The sequence below is a fragment of the Jannaschia helgolandensis genome (assembly GCF_900109285.1).
GTDB classification, from domain to species: domain Bacteria; phylum Pseudomonadota; class Alphaproteobacteria; order Rhodobacterales; family Rhodobacteraceae; genus Jannaschia; species Jannaschia helgolandensis.
On sequence record NZ_FNZQ01000003.1, the window covers coordinates 342035 to 362961 of the forward strand.

Here is a 20927-nt window from a genome sequence, read left to right on the forward strand (position 1 = left end):
TCATTCGCCGCCTTCCATTCGCGCCTTCAATGCGGCCAGACCCGCGAACGGCTTGACGGCTTCGTCGCTTAACGGCTCGGCTCCAGGTGGCTGGACAGTCAGATCAATGTCTTCCGCCCCCTCGGCGCGGGGAAATTCCGGGATCATCAACGCCAGCGCCTCCTCCAGTACATCTCCCAGATCCAGAACCTTCGGCAGAGGCTCCAGACTGTCGTCTTCCGGCATCTCGACCTCTTCGCCTTCAGGCGTCGTCAGGTCGGGAGTATAGCGGCGGACGACCGGCTCATCGATGCGGGTGACAACGGGTTCCGTGGTGACGCGGCACGGTTGCACCACCGTCGCGCCCAGCTTGCCGGTCAGCGTCCAGTCGCGTCCCGGTCCGGGCGAAAGCTCAACATCCAGCAGAACCTTGCGAAACGCATCGACGTCCAGACGATCGGCCAACGCCTCAAGCTGTCCTACGTCGGGGACAAGGCGTATACGCGAAACCTTGCGTTGCGGCATGTCGGCAAAGCGGACGGGATGGGACAGAACGGGTTTCATAACAGGCAGACCAGTTTGATGGCGACACGCACCCACCCTTGATGGAGCAGGCGTGGACGGTTAAGCCATATTCCGAATGGTTCCTCCGGGCAACGGGGGGCTGCGGGACATGGGCGATAAGGGGCTGGCAATGGGCAAGATCGTAAAGGCGCTGTGCGCGGCCCTTCTTATGGTGGGCCTGTCTGCCTGCGCCGCGACGTATCGCAATCATGGATATGTCCCGACAGAGGTCGATCTTCAGTCGCTTGTCGTAGGACGGGACACCCGCGCCACTGTCGAGCAGACCATCGGTCGACCGTCCACCAACGGGGTAGAGCGGGACGATTCCTGGTATTATATCCAGAGCCGGGTCAAGAATTTTGCCTATCGGGCACCCAAGGTAGAAAGCCGGGAACTGGTCGCGATCAGCTTTTCCGAAAACGGCACACTGGCCAATATCGAACGCTTCGGGCTGGAGCGGGGCCGGGTCGTCCCGCTGTCGCGGCGCGTGACCGAAACCTCGATTCGCGACTTTGGCCTGATCCAGCAGATCATCCGTAACTTCGGCCGCATCAATGTCGGCCAGACGCTGGACGATAGTCCCTGACATGGCGACCCGTCCTATCCGTTATGTGACACGGACAGGGCAGGTCTGGCACCGGTTCCTGTCGTCCAGGACGCCTTTGCGACGCCCCGTTCAGAACGCGATCTAGTCCTCTGCCTCGAACGCCAGGGCGACACCGTTGATGCAATAGCGCAGGCCGGTCGGCTGCGGCCCGTCGGGGAACACATGCCCCAGATGGCCGTCGCAGCGGGCGCAATGCACTTCGGTCCGCTTCATGAACCACGAATTGTCCACGCTTTCATCCACGGTTTCGGATTGCACGCCATCGACCGGCTGCCAGAATGACGGCCATCCGGTCCCGCTCTCGAACTTGTGCGCCTGATCGAACAGCGGTGCACCACACCCCTTGCAGCGATAGGTCCCGGCACCCTTTGGGAAATCCTCGTGCGTGCCGGCACGCTCGGTCCCGTGACCGCGCAGGACCTTGAAGGCCTCGGGTCCCAGTTGCTCTTTCCACTCCGCGTCCGACTTGACGACCTTGTCCATTGTGCATGCCTTTCCGTGGACACCGCGAAGGTGCGGTGCGAGACTTGATCTAGGCGCGCGACACCCTTGCGCCAAGCCCGGAGGCTACGGTGAACATCAAGGCAGGACGCTGGCGGGCGCGTATCGTGTCTTTGGCACAGGCAGAGGCTGCATTGGACCTTCGGGCGCGGGTTTTTCGGTCAGGGGCCTGCGATGCCGATGCTTACGATGCGCAGGCCAGGCATCTTTTGATCGAGGATGCGACCGGTATCGCCGCCTGCGCCCGGCTGACCGTTCAGCGGGGCGCGGATGTCCTGACCGGATATACGGCACAACATTATGATCTGTCTGCCTTTTCGGCAGGTTTCGCCTCGGCGCTCGAGGTTGGACGGGTCTGTCTTGCGCCCGAGTGCCGTGACCTGGACGTGCCGCGTCTTTTACTGGCATCGCTCGCCCGGATTGTCGGGGTCGAAGGGGCCGCCGTTCTTTATGGGTGTTCGTCCTTTCCGGCGAATGGTGCAGGCATGGCGCGACTGGCCGACCGGCAGGCCCCAGATGCATGGGCCCCCCGCCGCAAAGCTCTCCTGACACAATCGCTGTCGCGGGTTCCCGGCCCGCTGCCGTCGCTGCTCCGGTCTTACCTGTCATTTGGCGCTGTGGTGTCCGATCATGCCGTTGTCGACCGCGACCTGGGAACCCTTCATGTCTTCACCGCGCTGCCCATCGAAGCAATCTCTCCCGGGCGTGCCCGGCTGCTGACTGGGATGCTGGACGCCGTTTGATCGGCGCCGGGCCACGGGCGATTGACCCTGCGCGCCCGCAGCGATAGGCGGCGCGACATGGCACGCGCACCCCTTCTTCAACTCTCCGACATTTCCCTCACGTTCGGGGGGGCACCGGTATTTTCCGAGCTTGGCCTCGTCGTCCAGCAAGGCGACCGCGTTGCCCTGGTGGGCCGCAACGGGTCGGGCAAATCGACCCTGATGAAGGTCATGGCCGGTCTGGTCGAATCCGACAAGGGCACGCGCGTGTTATCCCCCGGAACATCGGTCGGATACATGGAGCAGGAGCCGGACCTGTCGGGTTTTGCGACCCTGGGCGACTATGCCACGTCGAACCTCGATCCATCGGAATCATGGCGTGTGGAGGCAGTGGCCGAAGGGTTGAAGCTGAACCTTGAAGCCGACCCCGAAGCCGCATCGGGCGGCGAATGTCGTCGTGCGGCTTTGGCGAAATTGCTGGCCGAGGCGCCGGAGCTGATGCTGTTGGACGAGCCGACGAATCATCTTGATATCGAAGCCATCGCCTGGCTGGAGACAGAGCTGAAATCGACCCGCGCGGCCTTTGTCCTGATCTCGCACGACCGCGCATTCCTTCGGTCGCTGACCCGCGCAACCCTCTGGATCGACCGTGGCATGACCCGGCGTCAAGAGAAAGGTTTCGAAAGCTTCGAGGCCTGGCGCGACAAGACCTGGGAAGAGGAAGACCAGCAGCGGCACAAGCTGGACCGCAAGATCAAGTCCGAGGCGCGCTGGGCCGTCGAAGGCATTTCGGCCCGCCGTAAACGCAATCAGGGCCGGGTCCGTGCACTGTCCGAACTGCGCGCCGAGCGATCGTCCCAGATTCGCCGCGCGGGAACCGCGGCTCTGGAACTGGATGCGGGGCAGGCCAGCGGTAAGCGTGTCATAGAGGCCCTTGATATAACGAAGTCTTTTGGCGAACAGCTGATCGTGCGCGACTTCAACCTGCGGGTGCTGCGGGGCGATCGGGTTGCGTTCGTCGGTCCGAACGGCGTTGGCAAGACGACCGTTCTGAAGATGCTTCTGGGCGAAGTGAAACCGGATGCGGGCAGCGTCAAGCTGGGCACCAATCTGGAAGTCGCGGTGTTCGATCAGGCGCGTGCCAAACTGGACCCGGATGCGACGCTTTGGGACTCGCTGACACTTGATCCGCTCCTCGGGGTTTCGGGGGCGAGTGACCAGGTGATGGTTCGCGGGACGCCGAAGCATGTGGCGGGATACCTGAAGGATTTTCTGTTTGATGACAAGCAGTTCAAGGCGCCGGTGAAGTCGCTTTCAGGGGGCGAGAAGGCGCGGCTTTTGCTGGCCCGGATCATGGCGATGCCATCGAACCTTCTGGTTCTGGATGAACCGACGAACGACCTGGATATCGAGACGCTGGACTTGTTGCAGGACGTGCTGGGCGATTATGACGGCACCGTCCTTCTGGTCAGTCACGATCGGGATTTTCTGGACCGTGTGGCGACGCAGACCATCGCGATGGAAGGCAACGGGCGGGCGCAGGTCTATCCCGGCGGCTGGACCGACATGGTTGAACAACGCGGCGCAACTATCGAAAATAACACGGTAAAAGAAAAAACGGCGAAGCAGTCCGCAAGGGGTGGCGGGTCTGCATCAGTGTCGAAAAAGACCGACAGCCTGACCTATACCGAACAGCACCGGCTGGACGAATTGCCCGCCGAGATCGCCCGGCTGGAAGCGGAGATCGCCAAGCTGGAAGAGTTGATGTCCGACCCCGAGCTGTTCACCAGCCAGCCCGCGAAATTTCAGAAGGCGACCGATGCACTGGTCGCGCGGCATGCCAGATTGGCGGCTGTCGAGGAAGAGTGGCTGACGTTGTCGGAACGGGCCGAATCCGACGCTGCCGCCGGTTAAGAAAAACTTGTCTGACGGGCGGGCAAGCGGGGGTCACCCCCCGTGCACCCCCTGTACACCCCCCGTACATACCGGTTTCTGCACTGGCTCAGGCGCAGATGCCGTTCAGATCTTCGGCGTAGGGGACAACGACCGGGCGGGCGAATGCTTCGGGCCCGGCCACCGGCATGACCTGCGACAGCAGGTTGCGGAGAGCGTCCGTGCGCCCGCCTGCGGGGTCGAGGGTGGCACAGCACAGATACTCCTCGACCAATGACGCCTGCTGCTCGTATCCGTAATCCAGGAAGGCGCGTGTGGGATCGGGTTCCAGCAGATACGGGTCATCGAGTGTCACCTGTTCGGTGAAGGCCTTGATCGGGCTATACCCGGTCCGCGCGCGGTTCTGCCATTGCCAGACATGCGTCGTCTCGTGGACGAGGAACATCGCGTAGGCGAGGTCGAGCGGCTTGTCTGCGGCATAATCGTCGCGCCAGGCCTCGCCGCTCAGGAACAGATTTTCGAACAGGACGATGCCGCCGGTGCGCGCGATGACGCGCCCGACCTCGGGCGGGCCGATCCGCTCGCGGCAGGTGGCACGCGGACGGGCGTCATAGGTGATCGGAAAGGCCCCGACGATGGGCGCGCGAGTCAGGCGGACCTGCGACGTGTCGAGGGACGGGCCGTGGATCGGGGCGAGGAGGGCCGTTTCCGCCGGGGTCAGCGGGCGGGTGCAGGCGGCGAGGAGGGCGAGGAGGAAGAGGGCGCGCATGGGCGGCAGGTTAGGGCGAGAATGCAGGGTGGGTGAACCCATCATTAACCAATTTGTCGTCAGATGCGGCATGTCGAATTACAGACGCTTCTTCGTTCCGGGCGGAACGTATTTCTTCACGGTGAACCTGGCGTGTCGCGGCGGATCGCTGCTGACCGACCAAATCGATGATCTGCGCTTGGCTTATGGGCGGATTGCCGGGGAGATGCCGTTCGCCACGCGGGCGGTCGTGATCCTGCCGGACCATATCCATGCCATCTGGACCCTTCCGGACGGGGATTCTGATTTTCCGACCCGGTGGCGGCGGATCAAACGGGAATTTTCGGTATCGGTAGGGACGACCTGTTCCCGGTCAGTCAGCAAGGCGCGCAAGGGGGAGGTCGGGATTTGGAAACGTCGGTTTTGGGAGCGCTGCGTCCGGAACGAGGCGGAGTTGGCGGCGACGTTACGATATGTGTGGGGCAATCCGGTGAAGCATGGGCTGGCGGACCGGGCGGTGGATTGGCCGTATTCGTCGGTGCACCGGGAGGTGGCCGCAGGACGGTTGCCGAAGTGGGGGATCTGAGGGCGTGCGGTGGCGTAGGGTGGGTGCAACCCACCGATCCGAAGTTTGCATCAGGCGGTCGGTTTGTGAGGCGCAGGATGTAGGGTGGATGAAACCCACCGTTTGTGCGGGTTGAGGGTGGGAATGGTGGGTTTCACCCACCCTACGGTTTCTGGCTGAGATCATCAATAATTTTCCGAAAGTGTACTATCATCGATTTCGTATCGTCTACCTCTGAGAAATATCCAGATTTTGTCAGTCGCTGTTTTCCTGTCCTGTGATTTGAAATTACTGGCACGCTTATAAGGGAAATGAACTCATTTTTTGGACAGAATGGAATATATGACAATAGTTGAAGTAACCTATCCTCTTGAACCCTTTTTAACCTAACGTCTGAGTGTGGGATTACGAACAGGTGTATGATTTCCGTTTTATGCTTTAGATGAATGTCGAACACATTCCTAATTTCGTATTGGTCTGAAATTTCTATCGTATTTGAGCCTTGATTTATGCTAGTCCAGGTGTTCGGAGGCAGGCACTTGACGACCGATTTTATGATCGATAGCTTTGCAGAGCCCTCTCCCTTGCCTGGCAGCTTTCTTACAGCTGATTCGATTTGCGAAACGTCGCCACCCGAATATAACTCTCGCAGAGTGTTGCGAAGATCGTCGTACTTCCATTTACCGGGAGTCCCAAAAAATTTTTCTGCCGCCACTTCTTTAGCTTTATTCTCCGAAAAGGAAGATATTTCGTCAGGGAAGCAAGTTGAAGCATATATCAACTGCCTCTTTGTTATGTTTGCTCGGTCATCGAACAAATCAAACATCCAACTCCCCCGCAAACTGCGCATTCTCCGAGATATACTGAAACCGCATCTCTGGTTTCTTCCCCATCAGCCGTTCGACCAGATCGCCGGTATCGCCCGGCGTCTCTTCGTTGATCGTGATGCGGATCAGCTTGCGGGAGGCCGGGTCCATGGTGGTTTCCTTCAGGTCTTTCGCGTCCATCTCGCCCAGACCCTTGAAGCGCGAGACGTCGATCTTGCCTTTGCCACCAAGGCCGCGGGCCAGCGCGGCGTCGCGTTCCGCCTCGTCAACGCAATAGACGCGGTGCGCGCCCTGCGTCAGGCGGAACAGGGGCGGGCAGGCGAGGTAGAGATGGCCCGCGTCGATCATCGGGCGCATCTGGGTGAAGAAGAACGTCATCAGGAGCGCCGCGATATGCGCGCCGTCGACGTCGGCATCGGTCATGATGATGACCTTGTCATAGCGCAGGTCATCGATGTTGAACCGGGTGCCGAGCGAAACGCCGAGGGCCTGTGACAGGTCGCTGATTTCCGCGTTCGATGTCAGTTTGCCGGATGCCGCGCCCAGCACGTTCAGGATCTTGCCGCGCAGGGGCAGGAGGGCCTGGGTCTTGCGGTTGCGGGCCATCTTGGCGGAGCCGCCCGCGCTGTCGCCCTCGACGATGAAGAGTTCGGTGCCGTCGCGGGCGTTCTGCGAGCAGTCGACGAGTTTGCCGGGAAGGCGGAGTTTTTTCGTCGCGGATTTCCGGGCCGTTTCCTTTTCGGCGCGGCGGCGCAGGCGTTCCTCGGCGCGCAGGACGAGGAAGTCGAGGATCGCACCCGCGGATTTCGTGTCGCCCGCCAGCCAGTTGTCGAAGCGGTCGCGGACGGAGTTTTCGACCATCCGCTGGGCGTCGACGGTGGCGAGGCGGTCCTTGGTCTGGCCGACGAATTCCGGGTCGCGGATGAAGCAGGACACCAGCGCGCCCGCCCCGGTGGTCAGGTCGTCGCGGGTGATTTGCGCGGCCTTCTTGTTGCTGGCGTGTTCGCCGTAGGCTTTGATGCCCTTGAGGATCGCGGCCCAGAACCCGGCCTCGTGCGTGCCGCCTTCGGGGGTGGGAACGGTGTTGCAGTAGGACTGGATAAATCCGTCGCGGGACGGGGTCCAGTTGATCGCCCATTCGACCTTGCCCGGCACGCCGAACTTTTCAAACGACACGGTGTCGGCGAAGGGGGCGTCGGCATAGGTGCTGGCGGTGCCGAGGGTTTCGCGCAGGTAGTCGGACAGGCCGCCGGGGAAGTGAAATGTCGCCTCGGTCGGGGTTTCGCCGTCGTCGATGCCGGATTTCCAGCGGATTTCGACGCCCGAGAACAGGTAGGCCTTGGAGCGTGCCATGCGGAACAGACGGGACGGTTTGAAGGTCAGGGCGCCGAAGATTTCGGGGTCCGGGTGGAAGGTGACGGCGGTGCCGCGTCGGTTCGGGGCCGCGCCGACCTTGGCCAGCGGGGCCTGCGGCACACCTTTGGAGAATTCCATGGCGTAGAGTTCGCGGTTGCGGGCGACTTCGACGCGCAGGTGGTCGGACAGGGCGTTGACGACGGACGAGCCGACGCCGTGCAGACCGCCCGAGGTCTGGTAGCTGTCGCCCGAGAACTTGCCGCCCGCGTTCAGGGTGCAGAAGATGATTTCGAGCGCGGATTTCGACGGGTCCTTGGGGTGCGGATCGGTCGGAATGCCGCGTCCGTTGTCGCGCACGGAGACGTGGCCGTTGTCGTGCAGCTCGATCTCGATCCAGGTGGCGTGGCCCGCGACGGCTTCGTCCATCGAGTTGTCGACGATTTCGGCGACCATGTGGTGCAGCGACCGTTCGTCCTTGCCGCCGATATACATGCCGGGGCGCAGGCGCACATGCTCCATATCCTCCAGCACCTCGATGGAGGAGGCGTCGTAGGTATCCTTGGAGGCGGCGCTGTTGAGAAGGTCTTCGGGCATTGGCTGCTCTATCTTGTGTGCTCACGGACAGAATAGGCGAGATGCGGGGGTGGGGAAAGGGTGTGTGCGGTAAGTGTGATGCATCGGTCCGGTATGGACACATGTGTGGATCCGTTGGCGCGAAGGTGCCCAATCCCAAATCGGTTCCGGGCTGCAAAGCGAAGTTCCAGCCGCATTGCCGCGTGCGCGCCGCGTCATCTTTGCCCCATGCAACCGACACCGGAGCCTGGCCAATGTCGGCCGCTTTGCTGAAGTAAAGGTCGGGATGCCGATGGACCGGATTGCGGTGAAGGCGACGGAGAGGCCGAGCGGGCCACTAGCAGAAGAAAGCTGCACGCCCGTGACCTGTCTGGCGCAGGGAAGAGACCTGGCAGAGCGCAGGCCGCGCATCCCGACAGTGCAGACCAGCGGTATCGCCTGTCTGTGGTGCCGTCAGGGCGTGCGCGCGGCCTCGATGGCGGGCAGGATCTGATCTTGCATGACCGACGCCGTGATCGGCCCGGCATAGCGCAGGCGGACGATACCCGCGCCGTCCACGATGAAGGTTTCGGGCACGCCATACAGCCCCCATTCGATACCGATGCGGCCGGTATCGTCGGCCCCGATGGCCGCATAGGGGTCGCCCAGTTCCTCGAGGAAGCCCAGCGCCGCGTCGGGCGAGGCATCGCGTTGGTCCTTGTAGTTGATGCCATAGACCGGAACGATCTCCGACAGGGCCTGGATCTGGGGATGTTCGACCCGGCAAGGGACGCACCAGCTGGCCCAGAAGTTGATCAGCTTGACCTCTCCGTCCGTCAGGACAGCGGAGGTCAGCGCCGGTTTTCCGGGCAGAGCGGTCAATTCCAGTGCCGGGGCGGGCCTGCCGATGAAGGTCGACGGCAGGGCACTGGGGTTGTCGCGGAACAGACCGGACGCGAAGAATCCCCCGAGCGCCGCGAAAATCGCGAGGGGGATGAGGGCGAGGATCTTCATTGTTCGATCTCCTTCAGGCGGCGCGCGGTACGGCGAGAGGCGACGACGGACTGCAAGATCAGGCCCGCGATCAGGATGCCCGACAGGCCATAGGCCAGCAGGATATCGAAGCTGTATTTGCCAAGGTCGATCATGGGCGATCCTTCATGCGAGACGGGCTTTTGCGGCAAGGGAATGCAGACGGCGCCGGCGCAGCTCCGTCCGGGTGCGCATCAGGACCAGCGCGAGAAACAGGGCCACGAACCCGGCGAGCGTTACGACCAGTGGCAGCCAGAAGACGTCGGAGATATTCTCCTGTGCATCCAGCGACAGCGATGCGCCCTGATGCAGGCCCTGGTTCCAGAACTGCGCGGCGTAGCGCGACAGCACTGCGAAGACCGTGCCGACAAGGCAGAGGATCGACGTGAGGTCGGCGGCGGCATCCTGGTTTTCGATGGCCGACCAGAGTGCGATATAGCCAAGATAGAACAGTCCTAGGATCAGGAAAGACGTCAGGCGTGGGTCCCATTCCCAGTATGTCCCCCACATCGGCTTGCCCCAGATCGCGCCGGTCAGAAGCGCCACGGCGGTCATCACGAGACCGATGGGTGCAGCGGCGCGGGCGGCCAGTGCGGAGACGTGGTGGCGGCGGATCAGCCAGATCAGCGAGGCGACCAGCATCATGAACCACGCATTGATGGCAAGGAAGGCGGAGGGGACGTGGAGGTAGATTATCTTGACCGAATAGCCCATGCGGAAGTCTTCTGGCGTGAAGAAGAACCCCCAGATCAGGCCGCTGCCCGACAACATGATCGCCACGCCCCAGACCCATGGCTGAACCCTGGCGGACAGCGCCATGAAGCGGCGCGGATTGGCGTATTCCCAGATCGACATTACGCGCGTTCTATGGGGCGTAGCCGGGGGTCGCAAGCGATCTCGCGCAAGGGTGAAGGCCCGGTTTTCCGGTTGCGGCAGGGGATGCGTGCAACAGGCCCTGCCGGGGGCGTCTATCCCGGCACAGACGCCATTCGGGTCAGGCACTGGCGCAGGGCGCGCGCCCCGTCGCGATCACCTATACCTGTGACGGCAAAATGCCATCGCCCTGAGATGCCATCGGATGCCGTTTCAACCCGGTCAGGACGTTCACCGCATCGGGATAGATCATCCGGTCGCCCACAACGTAGTCGCGGAGCGCGCGGGACACATCGGCGATCAAGGCGGTCCTGTTCTGGTCTGCAAGGTCATGGAAGGCGGCCGCTATTGGCATGGAAGCCAGATGAAGCGGAACGAAGTCCGCGGCCAGCGGGACGTTGATCGACAATTCCTGCCGCACCACGGAAACATTGTGGAACCCGGCGGCGGACAGGCTGTCCTCCAGCGTCCGGGCCGACGGGGTTTGTCTCTGGGCGCGTTGCTTTCGGGCGATCCGCGGAGAGATGTGCGTTTCGAGGGCCGCGCACAGTGCCTTGGTATATACGCTGTGTCCGTCCCAGATGGACACAGCAATGCGGCCACCCGGAACGAGGATGCGGTGAAACTCCGCCAATGCTGCGGCCTGATCCGGGAAATAATGGTATCCGTGCTGGGATATGAGGGCATCGATACTGTCTGACGGCAGCCCGGTGTCCACCGCATCGCGTTCGACCCAGGTGATGTCCAGTTCGGCGGCAAGGCTGTGCGCCATCGCCAGCATACCGGCGTTGTTGTCCAACCCGGTCACATGTCCGTCATCGCCGACAGCCCGTTTTGCCAGTCGCGTGGTGATGCCCGTTCCGCAGGCCACGTCCAGAACACGCTCTCCGGGTGCCAGCGAGACCTGAGCCAGCAGCGCCTCGGCCCAGCGTCCGAACCAGAGGGGCACAAGGGTTCTTTCGTAGATATCGGGACCGGAGCCGGAGAGTTGGAAGGACATCGGATGGTCTTCCTTGCTTCCTTTTTGGGGCATACCGCTGCGCGGGATGTAAGGACGATACCCTCCGCAGGCCGCCTCTGTCCATTTCGCGCCGGGCGGCGGCGGGGCGCACCGGTTGGCCGTCGCGTTATCGCAGGTTGACGCGAAGCGCGGCGGCGGTGGCAAAGGGTAGAAGCGCGATACAGCCCAGCGTGATGCCGCCCAGCAGGGCGAGGGGGGTGGCGGTGGGCAGGCCTTCGGCTCCGCGGCGCACGACTTCTGCTCCGAAGACGAGTGTGGGAATGTAGAGCGGCAGCACAAGGAGCGACAGAAGCAGCGAGCCGCGTTTCAGGCCCACTGTCAGCGCCGCGCCGAAAGTGCCCAGCCATGACAGGGCCGGGGTGCCGATCAGCAGCGCGATCACCAGCCAGAGGGTCGCGGAGGAGGGCAGGAACAACAGCAGGCCCAGCGCGGGGGCGATGATTGTCAGGGGCAGACCGGTTGTCAGCCAGTGGGTCAGGGCCTTGATGGTCGCCACGCCTTCCAGCGGCAAGGGCGCGGTGGCGATCAGGTCGAGGGAGCCGTCCTCGAGGTCCAGCGCGAAAATGCGGTCCAGTGAGAGCAGGCAGGCCAGCAGCGCACCGAGCCACAGGATGCCGGGTGCGATCGGCCCGAGCAGGGTGGGCTGTGGCCCGACGGCGAGGGGCACCAGTGTGGCGAGGATCAGGAAAAACGCCAGCCCCAGACCGAAGCCGCCCCCCGCCCGGATCGCCAGCCGCAGGTCGCGAAGCAGGAGCGCCGTCATTCCAACGCCTCGGCGAAAGGGTCGGTCGTGTCGTCGGTCTGCGTCGCGGCGAAGCGTGTCACGTCGAGGGTGCGGGTGTCCGGCAGGCCAAGGTCGATGTGGGTGGCGAGGATGGCACAACCTCCGGTTTGCAGATGCACGGCGACCGCGCGACCGAACAACGCGACATTGGCGGCATCCAGCGATACCGTCGGCTCGTCCATCAGCCAGACCGGACGGGCGGTCAGCGGCAGGCGGGCAAGGGCGACACGGCGCTTCTGCCCGGCGGACAGGTCGGCGGCACGACGGTCGAGCAGGGCGCGCAGGTCAAAGGCATGAACGGCGGGCGCGATATCGCGGCGTCCGAAGACACGCGCCCAGAAGGTCAGGTTCTCGGCCACGGTCAGTTGCGATTTCAACCCGTCGGCATGGGCGGCATAGGCGCAGACGTCCGTATCGACAGTGCCCCTGACCGGGGGCGTCAGTCCGGCGAGGGTGCGCAACAGCGTCGTTTTGCCGGCGCCGTTGGGGCCGCGCAGCACCAGCGCTTCACCCGCCGCGACGGAAAACGTCACGTCCCGCAGAACGGTGATTTCGCCCCGGCGGCAGGACAGGTCGGTGACGGTAAATGTCATGGAGCGGGTTTAGGGGGCGTTCGGGCGGGGGGAAAGAGGTGTCAGAGGTCTATCCGAAGTCCGTCCGTTCCGATGTGCAGTGGCCCGGACCAGAAGGGGGCTGTGGCTGCGGCCCAGTCGGCGGATCCGTATTCGGGATCGTCAGACGGGATCAGATGATGGAGTGCCAGCGCGCCGACGTCTGCTGCTTGCGCGATCCGCGCGGCGTCGTCTGCGGTGGTGTGTGATCGCCGCAGGTGTCGCATCAACCGGTCATCGCCGTTGCCGACGCGTGCCACGAGTGCCGCGAGCGCAGGCATGAGCATGGCTTCGTGCACCAGAAGGTCGGCACCGCGTGCGAAATCGGCCAGCCCGGGGTGATATGCGGTGTCGCCCGAGAAGACGACATGGTGTCTGCTGCCGCGGAAGGACAGGGCGAAACAGTCGATGAGGGGCGGATGATCGACCTGCATGGCGGTGACGGCGGTCGGTCCGAGCATTGTCACGTCACCGGCGTCGATGGCGTTGACGCGGATCAGGTCGCGCAGATCGGGGCGTCCTTCGTCGGCGATGCGCAGATCAATATCGGCCTGCATGGATGTCAGGAAACCGCTCCAGTAAAGGTCCAGTCCCTTTGGCCCCCAGATATTCACCGGCGCAGACAGCCCTGCCGTCCACGCAGTGTGCAGAAGCGGTCCCAGTTCCAGATAATGATCGGAATGAAGATGGGTGATGAAGATCGCCGAAAGTGACGGCAGGGCGATGTTCTGGTCGCAAAGTGCACGTGTGACCCCCAGACCGCAGTCTATGACCGCCAGTTGCCCGTCGAGGCATAGCAGGCTGGACGTCGGCATGGTCGATCCGGGGCGGATCGCGGGGCCGCCCTTGGTGCCCAGCAGGACGACGTAATCGGAGGATGAGAGCGGCACGGACGTTCCTTTCGGGCGATATGCAGGCAACCTGGATCATCGGGTGATCGACCCGAAGGCCGCGCTGTTCCTCTTCCGCTATAACCGCGACGATCCGTCGGACGGAAGATCGAACCGTGATGCCGGAAGGGCTGACCTAAACGTCGGACCGATCTGGCCGGGTGCGACAAGGCGCAGGGCGACCTTGGCATCATGGCAGGGTCGGGCGACATTGCATACCACGGTATACCCTTGAACTTCGTCCCCCTTTCGGGCATGACGCGGGCAAATCCCGTAACACTTCCCGGAGGCCTTTCATGACTGTCCAAGTCGGAACCGATACCGCCAAGACACGGCGCACGCTGTCGGTCGGCGCGCAGAGCGTCAGCTATTATTCCATTGCCGCGGCGACAGATGCGGGGCTGGGTGACTTCTCCAGGCTGCCGGCCGCGTTGAAGGTCGTGCTGGAGAACATGCTGCGGTTCGAGGACGGCGGCCGCACGGTCAGCACCGACGACATCAAGGCTTTTGCCGAGTGGGCCACCAAGGGCGGCAAGAACCCGCGGGAAATCGCTTATCGTCCGGCCCGCGTCCTGATGCAGGATTTTACCGGTGTTCCGGCGGTCGTGGACCTTGCCGCCATGCGCGACGGGATCAAGGCGCTGGGCGGTGACGCGCAGAAGATCAACCCGCTGAACCCCGTGGACCTCGTGATCGACCACTCGGTCATGATCGACGAGTTCGGCAACCCGCGCGCCTTCCAGTTGAACGTGGACCGCGAATATGAGCGCAACATGGAGCGGTATCAGTTTCTGAAGTGGGGCCAGACCGCGTTCGACAACTTCCGCGTGGTGCCGCCGGGCACGGGCATCTGCCACCAGGTGAACCTGGAGTATCTGTCGCAGACGGTCTGGACCGACAAGGATCAGAACGGCGAACTGGTGGCCTACCCGGATACGCTGGTCGGCACGGACAGCCACACGACGATGGTGAACGGTGCCGCGGTTCTGGGCTGGGGCGTCGGCGGAATCGAGGCCGAAGCCGCGATGCTGGGGCAGCCGATTTCAATGCTGATCCCCGAGGTTGTCGGTTTTGAGCTGACCGGCCAGATGGTCGAGGGCACGACCGGCACCGATCTGGTGCTGAAGGTCGTGGAAATGCTGCGCGAAAAGGGTGTCGTGTCCAAGTTCGTCGAGTTCTACGGCGCGGGGCTGGATCACCTGCCGCTGGCGGACCGGGCGACGATTGCCAACATGGCGCCGGAATACGGCGCGACCTGCGGGTTCTTCCCGATTGACGGCGAGACGCTGCGCTATCTGGAGAACACGGGCCGCGACAAGGACCGCATCGCGCTGGTCGAAGCCTATGCCAGGGAGAACGGGTTCTGGCGGGGGGACGATTATGCGCCGGTCTATACCGACACCCTGACGCTGGACATGGGGACGATCGTGCCTGCCATTTCCGGACCGAAGCGACCGCAGGATTACATCGCATTGACCGAAGCCGCGTCGGCATTCGGCAAATACGTCAAGGGCATCCGGTCCGGCGAGGATGCATCGCCGCGAGCCGAAGTGCGCTGGGAAGGCGAGGGCGGTGCGCCTGAGCCGGTCGATATTCCGGGCGATGAAGGGCATCACGCGCGCGGCCATGTAAATGGCAGTGAAGCGGACCGGATGCAGTTGCATGACGGGTCCATCGTGATCGCGTCGATCACATCATGCACGAATACATCTAATCCCTACGTCATGATCGGAGCCGGTCTGGTCGCCCGCAAGGCGCGGGAACTGGGTCTGAACCGGAAGCCCTGGGTCAAGACATCTCTGGCGCCGGGCAGCCAGGTCGTCTCGCATTATCTGGAGGCCGCCGGTCTTCAGGAGGATCTGGACGCCATCGGGTTCAATCTGGTGGGCTATGGCTGCACCACGTGTATCGGCAACTCCGGTCCGTTGGCACCGGAGATCAGCAAGACGATCAACGATTGCGACCTGATCGCGACTTCCGTCCTGTCGGGCAACCGCAACTTCGAAGGCCGGATCAGTCCGGACGTGCGCGCCAACTATCTGGCGTCGCCGCCGCTTGTGGTGGCCTATGCGCTGGTCGGCGACATGAACGTGGATATCTCGACCGCCAGCCTGGGCAAGGGCAAGGATGGGCAGGACGTCTATCTGAAGGATATCTGGCCGAGCGCGAAGGAAATCGCGGATTTGGTCGAAAAGACCGTGACGCGCGAGGCATTCCTCGACAAATACGCCGATGTCTTCAAGGGCGACGAGAAATGGCAGAGCGTCGAGGTGCCCGAACAGGAAACCTATGACTGGCCTGCCACATCGACCTACGTGCAGAATCCGCCGTATTTTCAGAACATGGACCCGAAGCCCGGTCAGATCGAGGATATCGCGGGCGCGCGCGTCCTCGCCGTGCTGGGCGACATGATTACGACCGACCACATCTCTCCGGCCGGATCGTTCAAGGAAACCTCGCCCGCGGGAAAATATCTGATCGAGCGGCAGGTTCCGGTGCGGGAGTTCAATTCCTACGGGTCGCGCCGTGGCAACCACGAGATCATGATGCGCGGCACTTTCGCCAACATCCGCATCAGGAACGAGATGCTGTCGGGGGTCGAAGGCGGCTACACCAAAGGTCCGGACGGTCAGCAGACCTCGATCTACGATGCCGCGATGGCATGGCAGGAGAAGGGCGTGCCGCTGGTCGTCTTCGGGGGCGAACAATATGGTGCCGGATCGTCGCGCGACTGGGCGGCCAAGGGCACGGCATTGCTGGGTGTGAAGGCGGTCATTGCCGAGAACTTCGAGCGCATCCACCGCAGCAACCTTGTCGGCATGGGGGTCATACCGTTCGAATTCACCGGCGGCGACACCCGCACGTCGCTGGGCCTGACCGGCGAGGAGACGGTGAACATCCTGGGTCTGGCAGACGTAAAACCGTTGCAGGAGGTTCCGGCGACGATCATCATGGCCGACGGCACCGAGAAATCGGTCACGTTGAAGTGCCGGATCGATACGGAAGTCGAGATCGACTACATCAAGAACGGCGGCGTGCTGCATTACGTGCTGCGCAGCCTCGTCGCGGCCTGATTGCCGCGGCCCTTCGGGGGCAGCATCAGGCGACGAAATCAAGGGACGAAATCAAGGGACGGTGTCTTTTCCGGGTGCCGTCCTTTTCAGGCATGGCCGTCCGCGCCGGGTCTTGCCCGCGGGATGATGTAACCAAGGGGTGATTGGCGGCGGCGGTATTCAAAGGCTAATGAAGAGTCTACGATCCGTTTACCACTCATCTTTTCCTGACCACGGTTCCCGATGCGCGCTGCCTTTGCTCCGATCCTTGCCGTTTCCTGCCTTGCCGCCGTCCCTGCCGCGCTGGCCGATCCGACGGTGGTCGAGCTTTATACCTCTCAAGGCTGCTCGGCCTGCCCCCCCGCTGACGAGATGCTGGGACAGCTGACACAACGCGAGGACGTTCTCGCCCTGTCTCTGCACGTCGATTACTGGGACTGGATCGGCTGGAAGGATACCTTCGGCAACCCGGCATTCAGCGAACGCCAGCTGCAATATAGCGAGGCTGAAAATTCCAGCGTTCGCTATACGCCCCAGTTCATCGTCAATGGAACGGATCGTTTGGCCGGGCCGTCTGGAATGCAGCTCTGGGACCTTGTCCAGAAGAACGTCGACGTTTCCTCCATGACCGACGTGCTCAGTATTGCACCCGGCAGCGAGGGTCGGCGGGTCACGCTTTCGGAACATGCGACGGGCGGTCAGCTGATCCTTGTGGGATACCAGTCCGAAGCGACTGTCAAAGTGCTGTATGGCGAAAATGCGGGTAAGGTCATTACCTATTACAACGTCGTTCATTCCTGGGATGTGCTGGGCGATTGGGACGGTGCGCCCGGTGCGATCGACGTTCCACAACTGGGCAACGGTCTGCATCGCGCGGTTCTGGCGCAGGCGCAGGTCGATGGGCGACCGGGGCCGATCATCGGCGCGGTCAAACTGGACTGATCCGGCTGGACCCCGAATGCCGGTGCTGTCTATGTCCGCTCCATGATTCGCGCGATTCTCCTCGATAAGGATGGCACACTGACCGACTTCCGCGCCACGTGGGAGGCGTGGATGCCGGGCATGATTAACGACCTTGCGCACGAGAGCGGGGCCGAGGCCGATACCGTCGCAAAGGCTTTCGGGTTCGATCTGGCGACCGGGCGTATACCGGCGGACGGCCTGTTCGTGACGGCCCCCGGTCATGTCGTTACCGCAGGCGTCGCATCCGCGATCGGCTGGCCGACGGCACGGCTGTCGCGCTGGCTCGCACCGAGGTCGCACGTTGTCCGGCAAGTCATGGTCCCCGGCGTGCCACAGGTTCTGGCGCGGCTGCACGCCGCCGGCCTGCCGATCGGCATCCTGACAAACGCGGACGAAGCCGAGGCCCATCGTCATCTGATCGGCATGGGGATCGGACATCTTCTGCATCGGGTGATCGGCTGCGACAGCGGCTTCGGCGCCAAGCCCGATCCCCGCGGCGCGGCGGATTTTGCGGATGCGCTGGAGCTGCCGCGCGGCTCGGTGGCCCTGGTCGGGGATGGCCGGACCGACATGGCCGCCGCGAAGGGGGCAGGGCTGGTGCCGGTGGCGGTGCTGACCGGTACGCTGGGCCACGCGGATCTGTCACCATTGGCGGAGGCCGTTCTGCCGGACATCACCGGATTGCCCGCATGGCTGGCCACACGCGGTATCGGAGTGCCGGCCGCCTGATTTCGCAACCTGGCGCACAGCTTAACCGCATCTTCAGATTTGTCTGTTTGAACGGCCCGGTGGTGTCCGGAGACGTGAATGCTGGGTCTGATCTGCAAATCGCTGGAAGGATTCGTGCGCGATCAGCACGGGGATCTGCAATGGGAACGCATTCGTCGCGCGGCCAGGCTTCCGTTCGAGAGGTTCGAAGCGTTGCGCATCTACGACGATGCCGTCCTGATGGATCTGGTCGCCGCCACCGGCGGTGTATTGGACCGTCGTCAGTCTCCGCTGCTCGAGGATATCGGGCATTGGATCTGCACCCATCCGCCGTTGGAACCTGTCCGACGGCTGATCCGGTTTTCGGGAACCAGTTTCGTTGATCTTCTCTTCTCGCTCGAGGAGATCGAAGACCGGGCACGCATTGCGCTTCCAAACCTGCATCTGCCGCAGTTTCGGGTCGAACTTACGGCATCGGATGAATTCGTCGTGACGTCGCAATGGATGGTGCCTGGGGCGGCGGCGGTTTTGACCGGCATGCTGCGGGCGATGGCCGACGATTACGGCACCCTGGCGATCATTGAGCGTGGCGGGCTGTCGCAGGACGGTGACACCGTGATCGAGACGATTTCCGTGCGCGTGATCGAGAACACCTTTCATGAGCCGCGCGAATTCACCCTCGGGGGTGTCCGATGAGCGTGATTTCGGTCGAAACGTCCACCCTGGACCATGCCTTGCCTATGGCGCTTCTGTTCGAAGCATGCGGTACTGTCACCCATGTCGGGCCGACGTTCGAGAAGATAGCACCCGGTGCCGTTGGCAAAGGCTTAGCGGGGGTGATGAATTTCGTTCACCCGCAATTGTCAGGCAGCTGCGCAGACGTGCTTCGATATTCCGGTCGCAAGCTTCGGGTGGAACTTCGGCACGAGGCGAACATTCCACCGGGCGAGGGGCTGTCGACTCTGCGCGGCACTGTCGTGCCGCTCTCGGATCGGCGCGGGCTTATCAACCTGGCGCTGGGGGCCGATCCAGGTGTCGCGCTCAAGCGGCACAGGCTGACGTCGCGCGATTTCACGGCAACCGATCCGATGGTCGATTTTCTTTATCTTATCGAAGCGCATGCAATGGTGCTGTCAGAATTCGAGCGGTTGAGCGAACGATTGGATCAGGCCCGCACGGCGGCGGAGGAAGCGGCCGTCACGGACAAGCTGACGGGCCTTCGCAATCGCCGCGCAATGGACGACCATCTGGGCCGTCTGACCGTTGATGCGGGGCCTGCCTTCGGTCTGATGAATATAGACCTGGATTACTTCAAATCGGTCAACGACACGATGGGCCATGCCGCAGGCGACCGCGTGTTGGAGGAGGTTGCCCGGATCCTTCGCCAAGAGGTTCGGAGCGGCGACATGGTGGCCCGTGTCGGGGGGGACGAGTTCATGCTGCTGTTCGAGAATTGCGCCGACGTCGGTTTGCTGCAGCAGATTGCTGGCCGGATTATTCAGCGGCTGGAATTACCTATCGACTGGCAGGGACAGGAATGCAGGATATCGGCCAGCATCGGCATCACTATGTCCAGCTACTATGACACGCTGGATGCAGAGCGGCTGGTCTCGGATGCCGACAGCGCGCTTTACGCATCCAAGCGCGCAGGGCGCGCGCGCCATTCGGTCGCCCGACCGGTGGGCGAGTGCAGCATGGAGCCTGAGGGATAGGATCGGCGTTATTGCAGAACCCGGCTTGAGGCATGACTTTCCCTTTCCCTTATCCTGTTGATCTCAGTCCAAACGGACGATTTCGGCGGTGCCTTGGGCGTTGAAGCGGTTGAGGAGAGCGATGCGGATGCAGATCTCTTCGGTATCTGATCCCTGAATTCCGTCGGGTACGGGTTCCTTGTTCTCGGCATGTAAAACACTCTCCTTCATCTAATGAAAAGTTTCCACAAAACCGGGGGAATTCCATTCCATCAAAATTGACCGTGTGGGCAGGCACACTCCTTTTGGTCGCTGCTGCGAACTGGGACGCGACTTGGATGCAGGAACGCTCCGCTGGTTTGGGCGAGATTGGACCGGAACCGATCGGCCCAAAGGCATAGCCGGTCGCACACCCTTGCTGCCCACCATCGGGTAATGCGGTTCGATCAATGCCAAAAGCAGCGACCAGGGCACACAGCATCCATCTCGATCAGGAACTTATCCCGCCGCGTCACTTTCTTCTTGGTGGTGCGGGCGAGGGCGGCAAATGTCATCTGTTTGGGCATCGGCGGGTTCCTTTGTCGTTCGATCCGAACCTACCAGATCACGCCGCCATGCCGAGGTTTTTCAGATGTTCCTTAGGTGTTTGATCCCACGGTTTGATGGTGCGATCCATTCGATGGACTGGAAGGAAGCACTATGGGACAAGTTCGTCACGGCAGCGCCACGACCACGTACGCCGTCAGAGCAGCAATACAGCGATCGCAAGCTTCGATCGCGGGGTTGAGCCGAGAGCTTGGGATCAATCCCAAGACGGTTGCAAAGTGGCGCAAGCGGCAAACGGTTGAAGATCAGAAGACCGGGCCCAAGGAGCCGCGCTCAACGGTTCTCAGCGCCGAAGAGGAAGCCGTCGTTATTGCCTTCCGCTGCCATACTCTGCTCCCGCTCGACGACTGTCTTTATGCGTTGCAGCCGACCATCCCGCAC

The 20927-nt window shown here is 62.6% G+C and carries 21 protein-coding genes and 1 pseudogene; 10 read left to right on the top strand and 12 right to left on the bottom strand.

The features are described from left to right. The gene (locus BMY38_RS10660) at nt 1–543 is read right to left on the bottom strand and encodes a YceD family protein (RefSeq protein WP_092762627.1); all 543 of its coding nucleotides are present in this window, start codon (nt 541–543) and stop codon (nt 1–3) included. Nucleotides 544–673: 130 nt separating this feature from the next. Between BMY38_RS10660 and BMY38_RS10665 the strand changes: the two genes are divergently transcribed. After that, nucleotides 674–1129, top strand: coding sequence for an outer membrane protein assembly factor BamE (locus BMY38_RS10665; RefSeq protein WP_092762712.1), 456 nt, complete (start codon nt 674–676; stop codon nt 1127–1129). A gap of 102 nt (nt 1130–1231) precedes the next feature. Here the strand turns inward: BMY38_RS10665 and msrB are convergent, their stop codons facing one another. After that, nucleotides 1232–1633 carry a peptide-methionine (R)-S-oxide reductase MsrB gene (msrB, locus tag BMY38_RS10670; protein WP_092762629.1) on the bottom strand — a complete coding sequence of 134 codons (402 nt, stop codon included), beginning with the start codon at nt 1631–1633 and terminating at the stop codon, nt 1232–1234. An 89-nt stretch (nt 1634–1722) separates the two neighbouring features. Between msrB and BMY38_RS10675 the strand changes: the two genes are divergently transcribed. Beyond that, entirely contained in the window at nt 1723–2394 is a 672-nt protein-coding gene (locus BMY38_RS10675) for a GNAT family N-acetyltransferase (RefSeq protein WP_092762631.1), read from the top strand. 57 nt (nt 2395–2451) lie between these two features. After that, the gene (locus BMY38_RS10680; protein WP_092762714.1) at nt 2452–4287 is read left to right on the top strand and encodes an ABC-F family ATP-binding cassette domain-containing protein; all 1836 of its coding nucleotides are present in this window, start codon (nt 2452–2454) and stop codon (nt 4285–4287) included. Nucleotides 4288–4375: 88 nt separating this feature from the next. On the opposite strand, the gene BMY38_RS10685 is transcribed toward BMY38_RS10680, so the two are convergent. Beyond that, entirely contained in the window at nt 4376–5035 is a 660-nt protein-coding gene (locus tag BMY38_RS10685) for a hypothetical protein (RefSeq protein WP_092762716.1), read from the bottom strand. 70 nt (nt 5036–5105) lie between these two features. Between BMY38_RS10685 and BMY38_RS10690 the strand changes: the two genes are divergently transcribed. Further along, on the top strand, nt 5106–5600 hold the full coding sequence (locus tag BMY38_RS10690; protein ID WP_092762633.1) for an REP-associated tyrosine transposase: 495 nt from the start codon (nt 5106–5108) through the stop codon (nt 5598–5600). Nucleotides 5601–5742: 142 nt separating this feature from the next. Here the strand turns inward: BMY38_RS10690 and BMY38_RS17930 are convergent, their stop codons facing one another. The 9 genes from BMY38_RS17930 to BMY38_RS10730 form a co-directional block, all read right to left on the bottom strand. Beyond that, the gene (locus BMY38_RS17930; RefSeq protein ID WP_139204697.1) at nt 5743–6405 is read right to left on the bottom strand and encodes a hypothetical protein; all 663 of its coding nucleotides are present in this window, start codon (nt 6403–6405) and stop codon (nt 5743–5745) included. Further along, the gene (locus BMY38_RS10695; protein ID WP_092762635.1) at nt 6398–8356 is read right to left on the bottom strand and encodes a DNA gyrase/topoisomerase IV subunit B; all 1959 of its coding nucleotides are present in this window, start codon (nt 8354–8356) and stop codon (nt 6398–6400) included. The genes BMY38_RS17930 and BMY38_RS10695 overlap by 8 nt, the downstream gene beginning before the upstream one ends. Nucleotides 8357–8788: 432 nt before the next feature. Continuing rightward, nucleotides 8789–9328 (bottom strand): DsbE family thiol:disulfide interchange protein, encoded by a 540-nt coding sequence (locus BMY38_RS10700; protein WP_092762637.1) that lies wholly within the window; start codon nt 9326–9328, stop codon nt 8789–8791. Next, a complete protein-coding gene (gene ccmD / locus BMY38_RS10705) occupies nt 9325–9462 on the bottom strand; it encodes a heme exporter protein CcmD (protein ID WP_092762639.1) in 138 nt (45 codons plus the stop codon). Before ccmD ends, BMY38_RS10700 begins: the two co-directional genes overlap by 4 nt. A gap of 10 nt (nt 9463–9472) precedes the next feature. Beyond that, nucleotides 9473–10201 carry a heme ABC transporter permease CcmC gene (gene ccmC / locus BMY38_RS10710; protein ID WP_092762641.1) on the bottom strand — a complete coding sequence of 243 codons (729 nt, stop codon included), beginning with the start codon at nt 10199–10201 and terminating at the stop codon, nt 9473–9475. 178 nt (nt 10202–10379) lie between these two features. Beyond that, nucleotides 10380–11219 (bottom strand): class I SAM-dependent methyltransferase, encoded by an 840-nt coding sequence (locus BMY38_RS10715; protein WP_175495845.1) that lies wholly within the window; start codon nt 11217–11219, stop codon nt 10380–10382. 127 nt (nt 11220–11346) lie between these two features. Then, nucleotides 11347–12003: a heme exporter protein CcmB gene (ccmB, locus tag BMY38_RS10720; RefSeq protein WP_092762645.1), complete on the bottom strand. Its 657-nt coding sequence runs from the start codon at nt 12001–12003 to the stop codon at nt 11347–11349. Then, entirely contained in the window at nt 12000–12617 is a 618-nt protein-coding gene (ccmA, locus tag BMY38_RS10725) for a heme ABC exporter ATP-binding protein CcmA (RefSeq protein WP_092762646.1), read from the bottom strand. The genes ccmB and ccmA overlap by 4 nt, the downstream gene beginning before the upstream one ends. 41 nt (nt 12618–12658) lie before the next feature. Further along, a complete protein-coding gene (locus BMY38_RS10730) occupies nt 12659–13525 on the bottom strand; it encodes an MBL fold metallo-hydrolase (RefSeq protein ID WP_245737568.1) in 867 nt (288 codons plus the stop codon). Nucleotides 13526–13821: 296 nt separating this feature from the next. On the opposite strand from BMY38_RS10730, the gene acnA reads away from it, so the two are divergent. From acnA to BMY38_RS10760, 6 genes and pseudogenes are all read left to right on the top strand, one after another. Next, complete coding sequence (gene acnA, locus BMY38_RS10735; protein ID WP_092762648.1) at nt 13822–16599, top strand: aconitate hydratase AcnA; 2778 nt, start codon at nt 13822–13824, stop codon at nt 16597–16599. 222 nt (nt 16600–16821) lie between these two features. Next, the gene (locus BMY38_RS10740) at nt 16822–17520 is read left to right on the top strand and encodes a DUF1223 domain-containing protein (RefSeq protein WP_092762650.1); all 699 of its coding nucleotides are present in this window, start codon (nt 16822–16824) and stop codon (nt 17518–17520) included. A gap of 42 nt (nt 17521–17562) precedes the next feature. Continuing rightward, the gene (locus BMY38_RS10745; protein WP_092762652.1) at nt 17563–18270 is read left to right on the top strand and encodes an HAD family hydrolase; all 708 of its coding nucleotides are present in this window, start codon (nt 17563–17565) and stop codon (nt 18268–18270) included. A gap of 78 nt (nt 18271–18348) precedes the next feature. Beyond that, nucleotides 18349–18945: a heme NO-binding domain-containing protein gene (locus tag BMY38_RS10750; RefSeq protein WP_092762654.1), complete on the top strand. Its 597-nt coding sequence runs from the start codon at nt 18349–18351 to the stop codon at nt 18943–18945. Next, nucleotides 18942–19961: a GGDEF domain-containing protein gene (locus BMY38_RS10755; RefSeq protein WP_092762656.1), complete on the top strand. Its 1020-nt coding sequence runs from the start codon at nt 18942–18944 to the stop codon at nt 19959–19961. The genes BMY38_RS10750 and BMY38_RS10755 overlap by 4 nt, the downstream gene beginning before the upstream one ends. 678 nt (nt 19962–20639) lie before the next feature. Next, nucleotides 20640–20927, top strand: a pseudogene (locus tag BMY38_RS10760) (IS481 family transposase); the annotation flags it as partial.

What these genes read in the sequence shown, in the direction of transcription:
- BMY38_RS10715 (WP_175495845.1), bottom strand. Translation starts at nt 11,219, where the DNA reads ATGTCCTTCCAACTCTCCGGCTCCGGTCCCGATATCTACGAAAGAACC.
- BMY38_RS10665 (WP_092762712.1), top strand. Translation starts at nt 674, where the DNA reads ATGGGCAAGATCGTAAAGGCGCTGTGCGCGGCCCTTCTTATGGTGGGC.
- BMY38_RS10685 (WP_092762716.1), bottom strand. Translation starts at nt 5,035, where the DNA reads ATGCGCGCCCTCTTCCTCCTCGCCCTCCTCGCCGCCTGCACCCGCCCG.
- acnA (WP_092762648.1), top strand. Translation starts at nt 13,822, where the DNA reads ATGACTGTCCAAGTCGGAACCGATACCGCCAAGACACGGCGCACGCTG.
- ccmC (WP_092762641.1), bottom strand. Translation starts at nt 10,201, where the DNA reads ATGTCGATCTGGGAATACGCCAATCCGCGCCGCTTCATGGCGCTGTCC.
- msrB (WP_092762629.1), bottom strand. Translation starts at nt 1,633, where the DNA reads ATGGACAAGGTCGTCAAGTCGGACGCGGAGTGGAAAGAGCAACTGGGA.
- ccmB (WP_092762645.1), bottom strand. Translation starts at nt 12,003, where the DNA reads ATGACGGCGCTCCTGCTTCGCGACCTGCGGCTGGCGATCCGGGCGGGG.
- BMY38_RS10755 (WP_092762656.1), top strand. Translation starts at nt 18,942, where the DNA reads ATGAGCGTGATTTCGGTCGAAACGTCCACCCTGGACCATGCCTTGCCT.
- ccmD (WP_092762639.1), bottom strand. Translation starts at nt 9,462, where the DNA reads ATGATCGACCTTGGCAAATACAGCTTCGATATCCTGCTGGCCTATGGC.
- BMY38_RS10740 (WP_092762650.1), top strand. Translation starts at nt 16,822, where the DNA reads ATGCGCGCTGCCTTTGCTCCGATCCTTGCCGTTTCCTGCCTTGCCGCC.
- BMY38_RS10745 (WP_092762652.1), top strand. Translation starts at nt 17,563, where the DNA reads ATGATTCGCGCGATTCTCCTCGATAAGGATGGCACACTGACCGACTTC.
- ccmA (WP_092762646.1), bottom strand. Translation starts at nt 12,617, where the DNA reads ATGACATTTACCGTCACCGACCTGTCCTGCCGCCGGGGCGAAATCACC.
- BMY38_RS10750 (WP_092762654.1), top strand. Translation starts at nt 18,349, where the DNA reads ATGCTGGGTCTGATCTGCAAATCGCTGGAAGGATTCGTGCGCGATCAG.
- BMY38_RS17930 (WP_139204697.1), bottom strand. Translation starts at nt 6,405, where the DNA reads ATGTTTGATTTGTTCGATGACCGAGCAAACATAACAAAGAGGCAGTTG.
- BMY38_RS10680 (WP_092762714.1), top strand. Translation starts at nt 2,452, where the DNA reads ATGGCACGCGCACCCCTTCTTCAACTCTCCGACATTTCCCTCACGTTC.
- BMY38_RS10660 (WP_092762627.1), bottom strand. Translation starts at nt 543, where the DNA reads ATGAAACCCGTTCTGTCCCATCCCGTCCGCTTTGCCGACATGCCGCAA.
- BMY38_RS10695 (WP_092762635.1), bottom strand. Translation starts at nt 8,356, where the DNA reads ATGCCCGAAGACCTTCTCAACAGCGCCGCCTCCAAGGATACCTACGAC.
- BMY38_RS10700 (WP_092762637.1), bottom strand. Translation starts at nt 9,328, where the DNA reads ATGAAGATCCTCGCCCTCATCCCCCTCGCGATTTTCGCGGCGCTCGGG.
- BMY38_RS10690 (WP_092762633.1), top strand. Translation starts at nt 5,106, where the DNA reads ATGTCGAATTACAGACGCTTCTTCGTTCCGGGCGGAACGTATTTCTTC.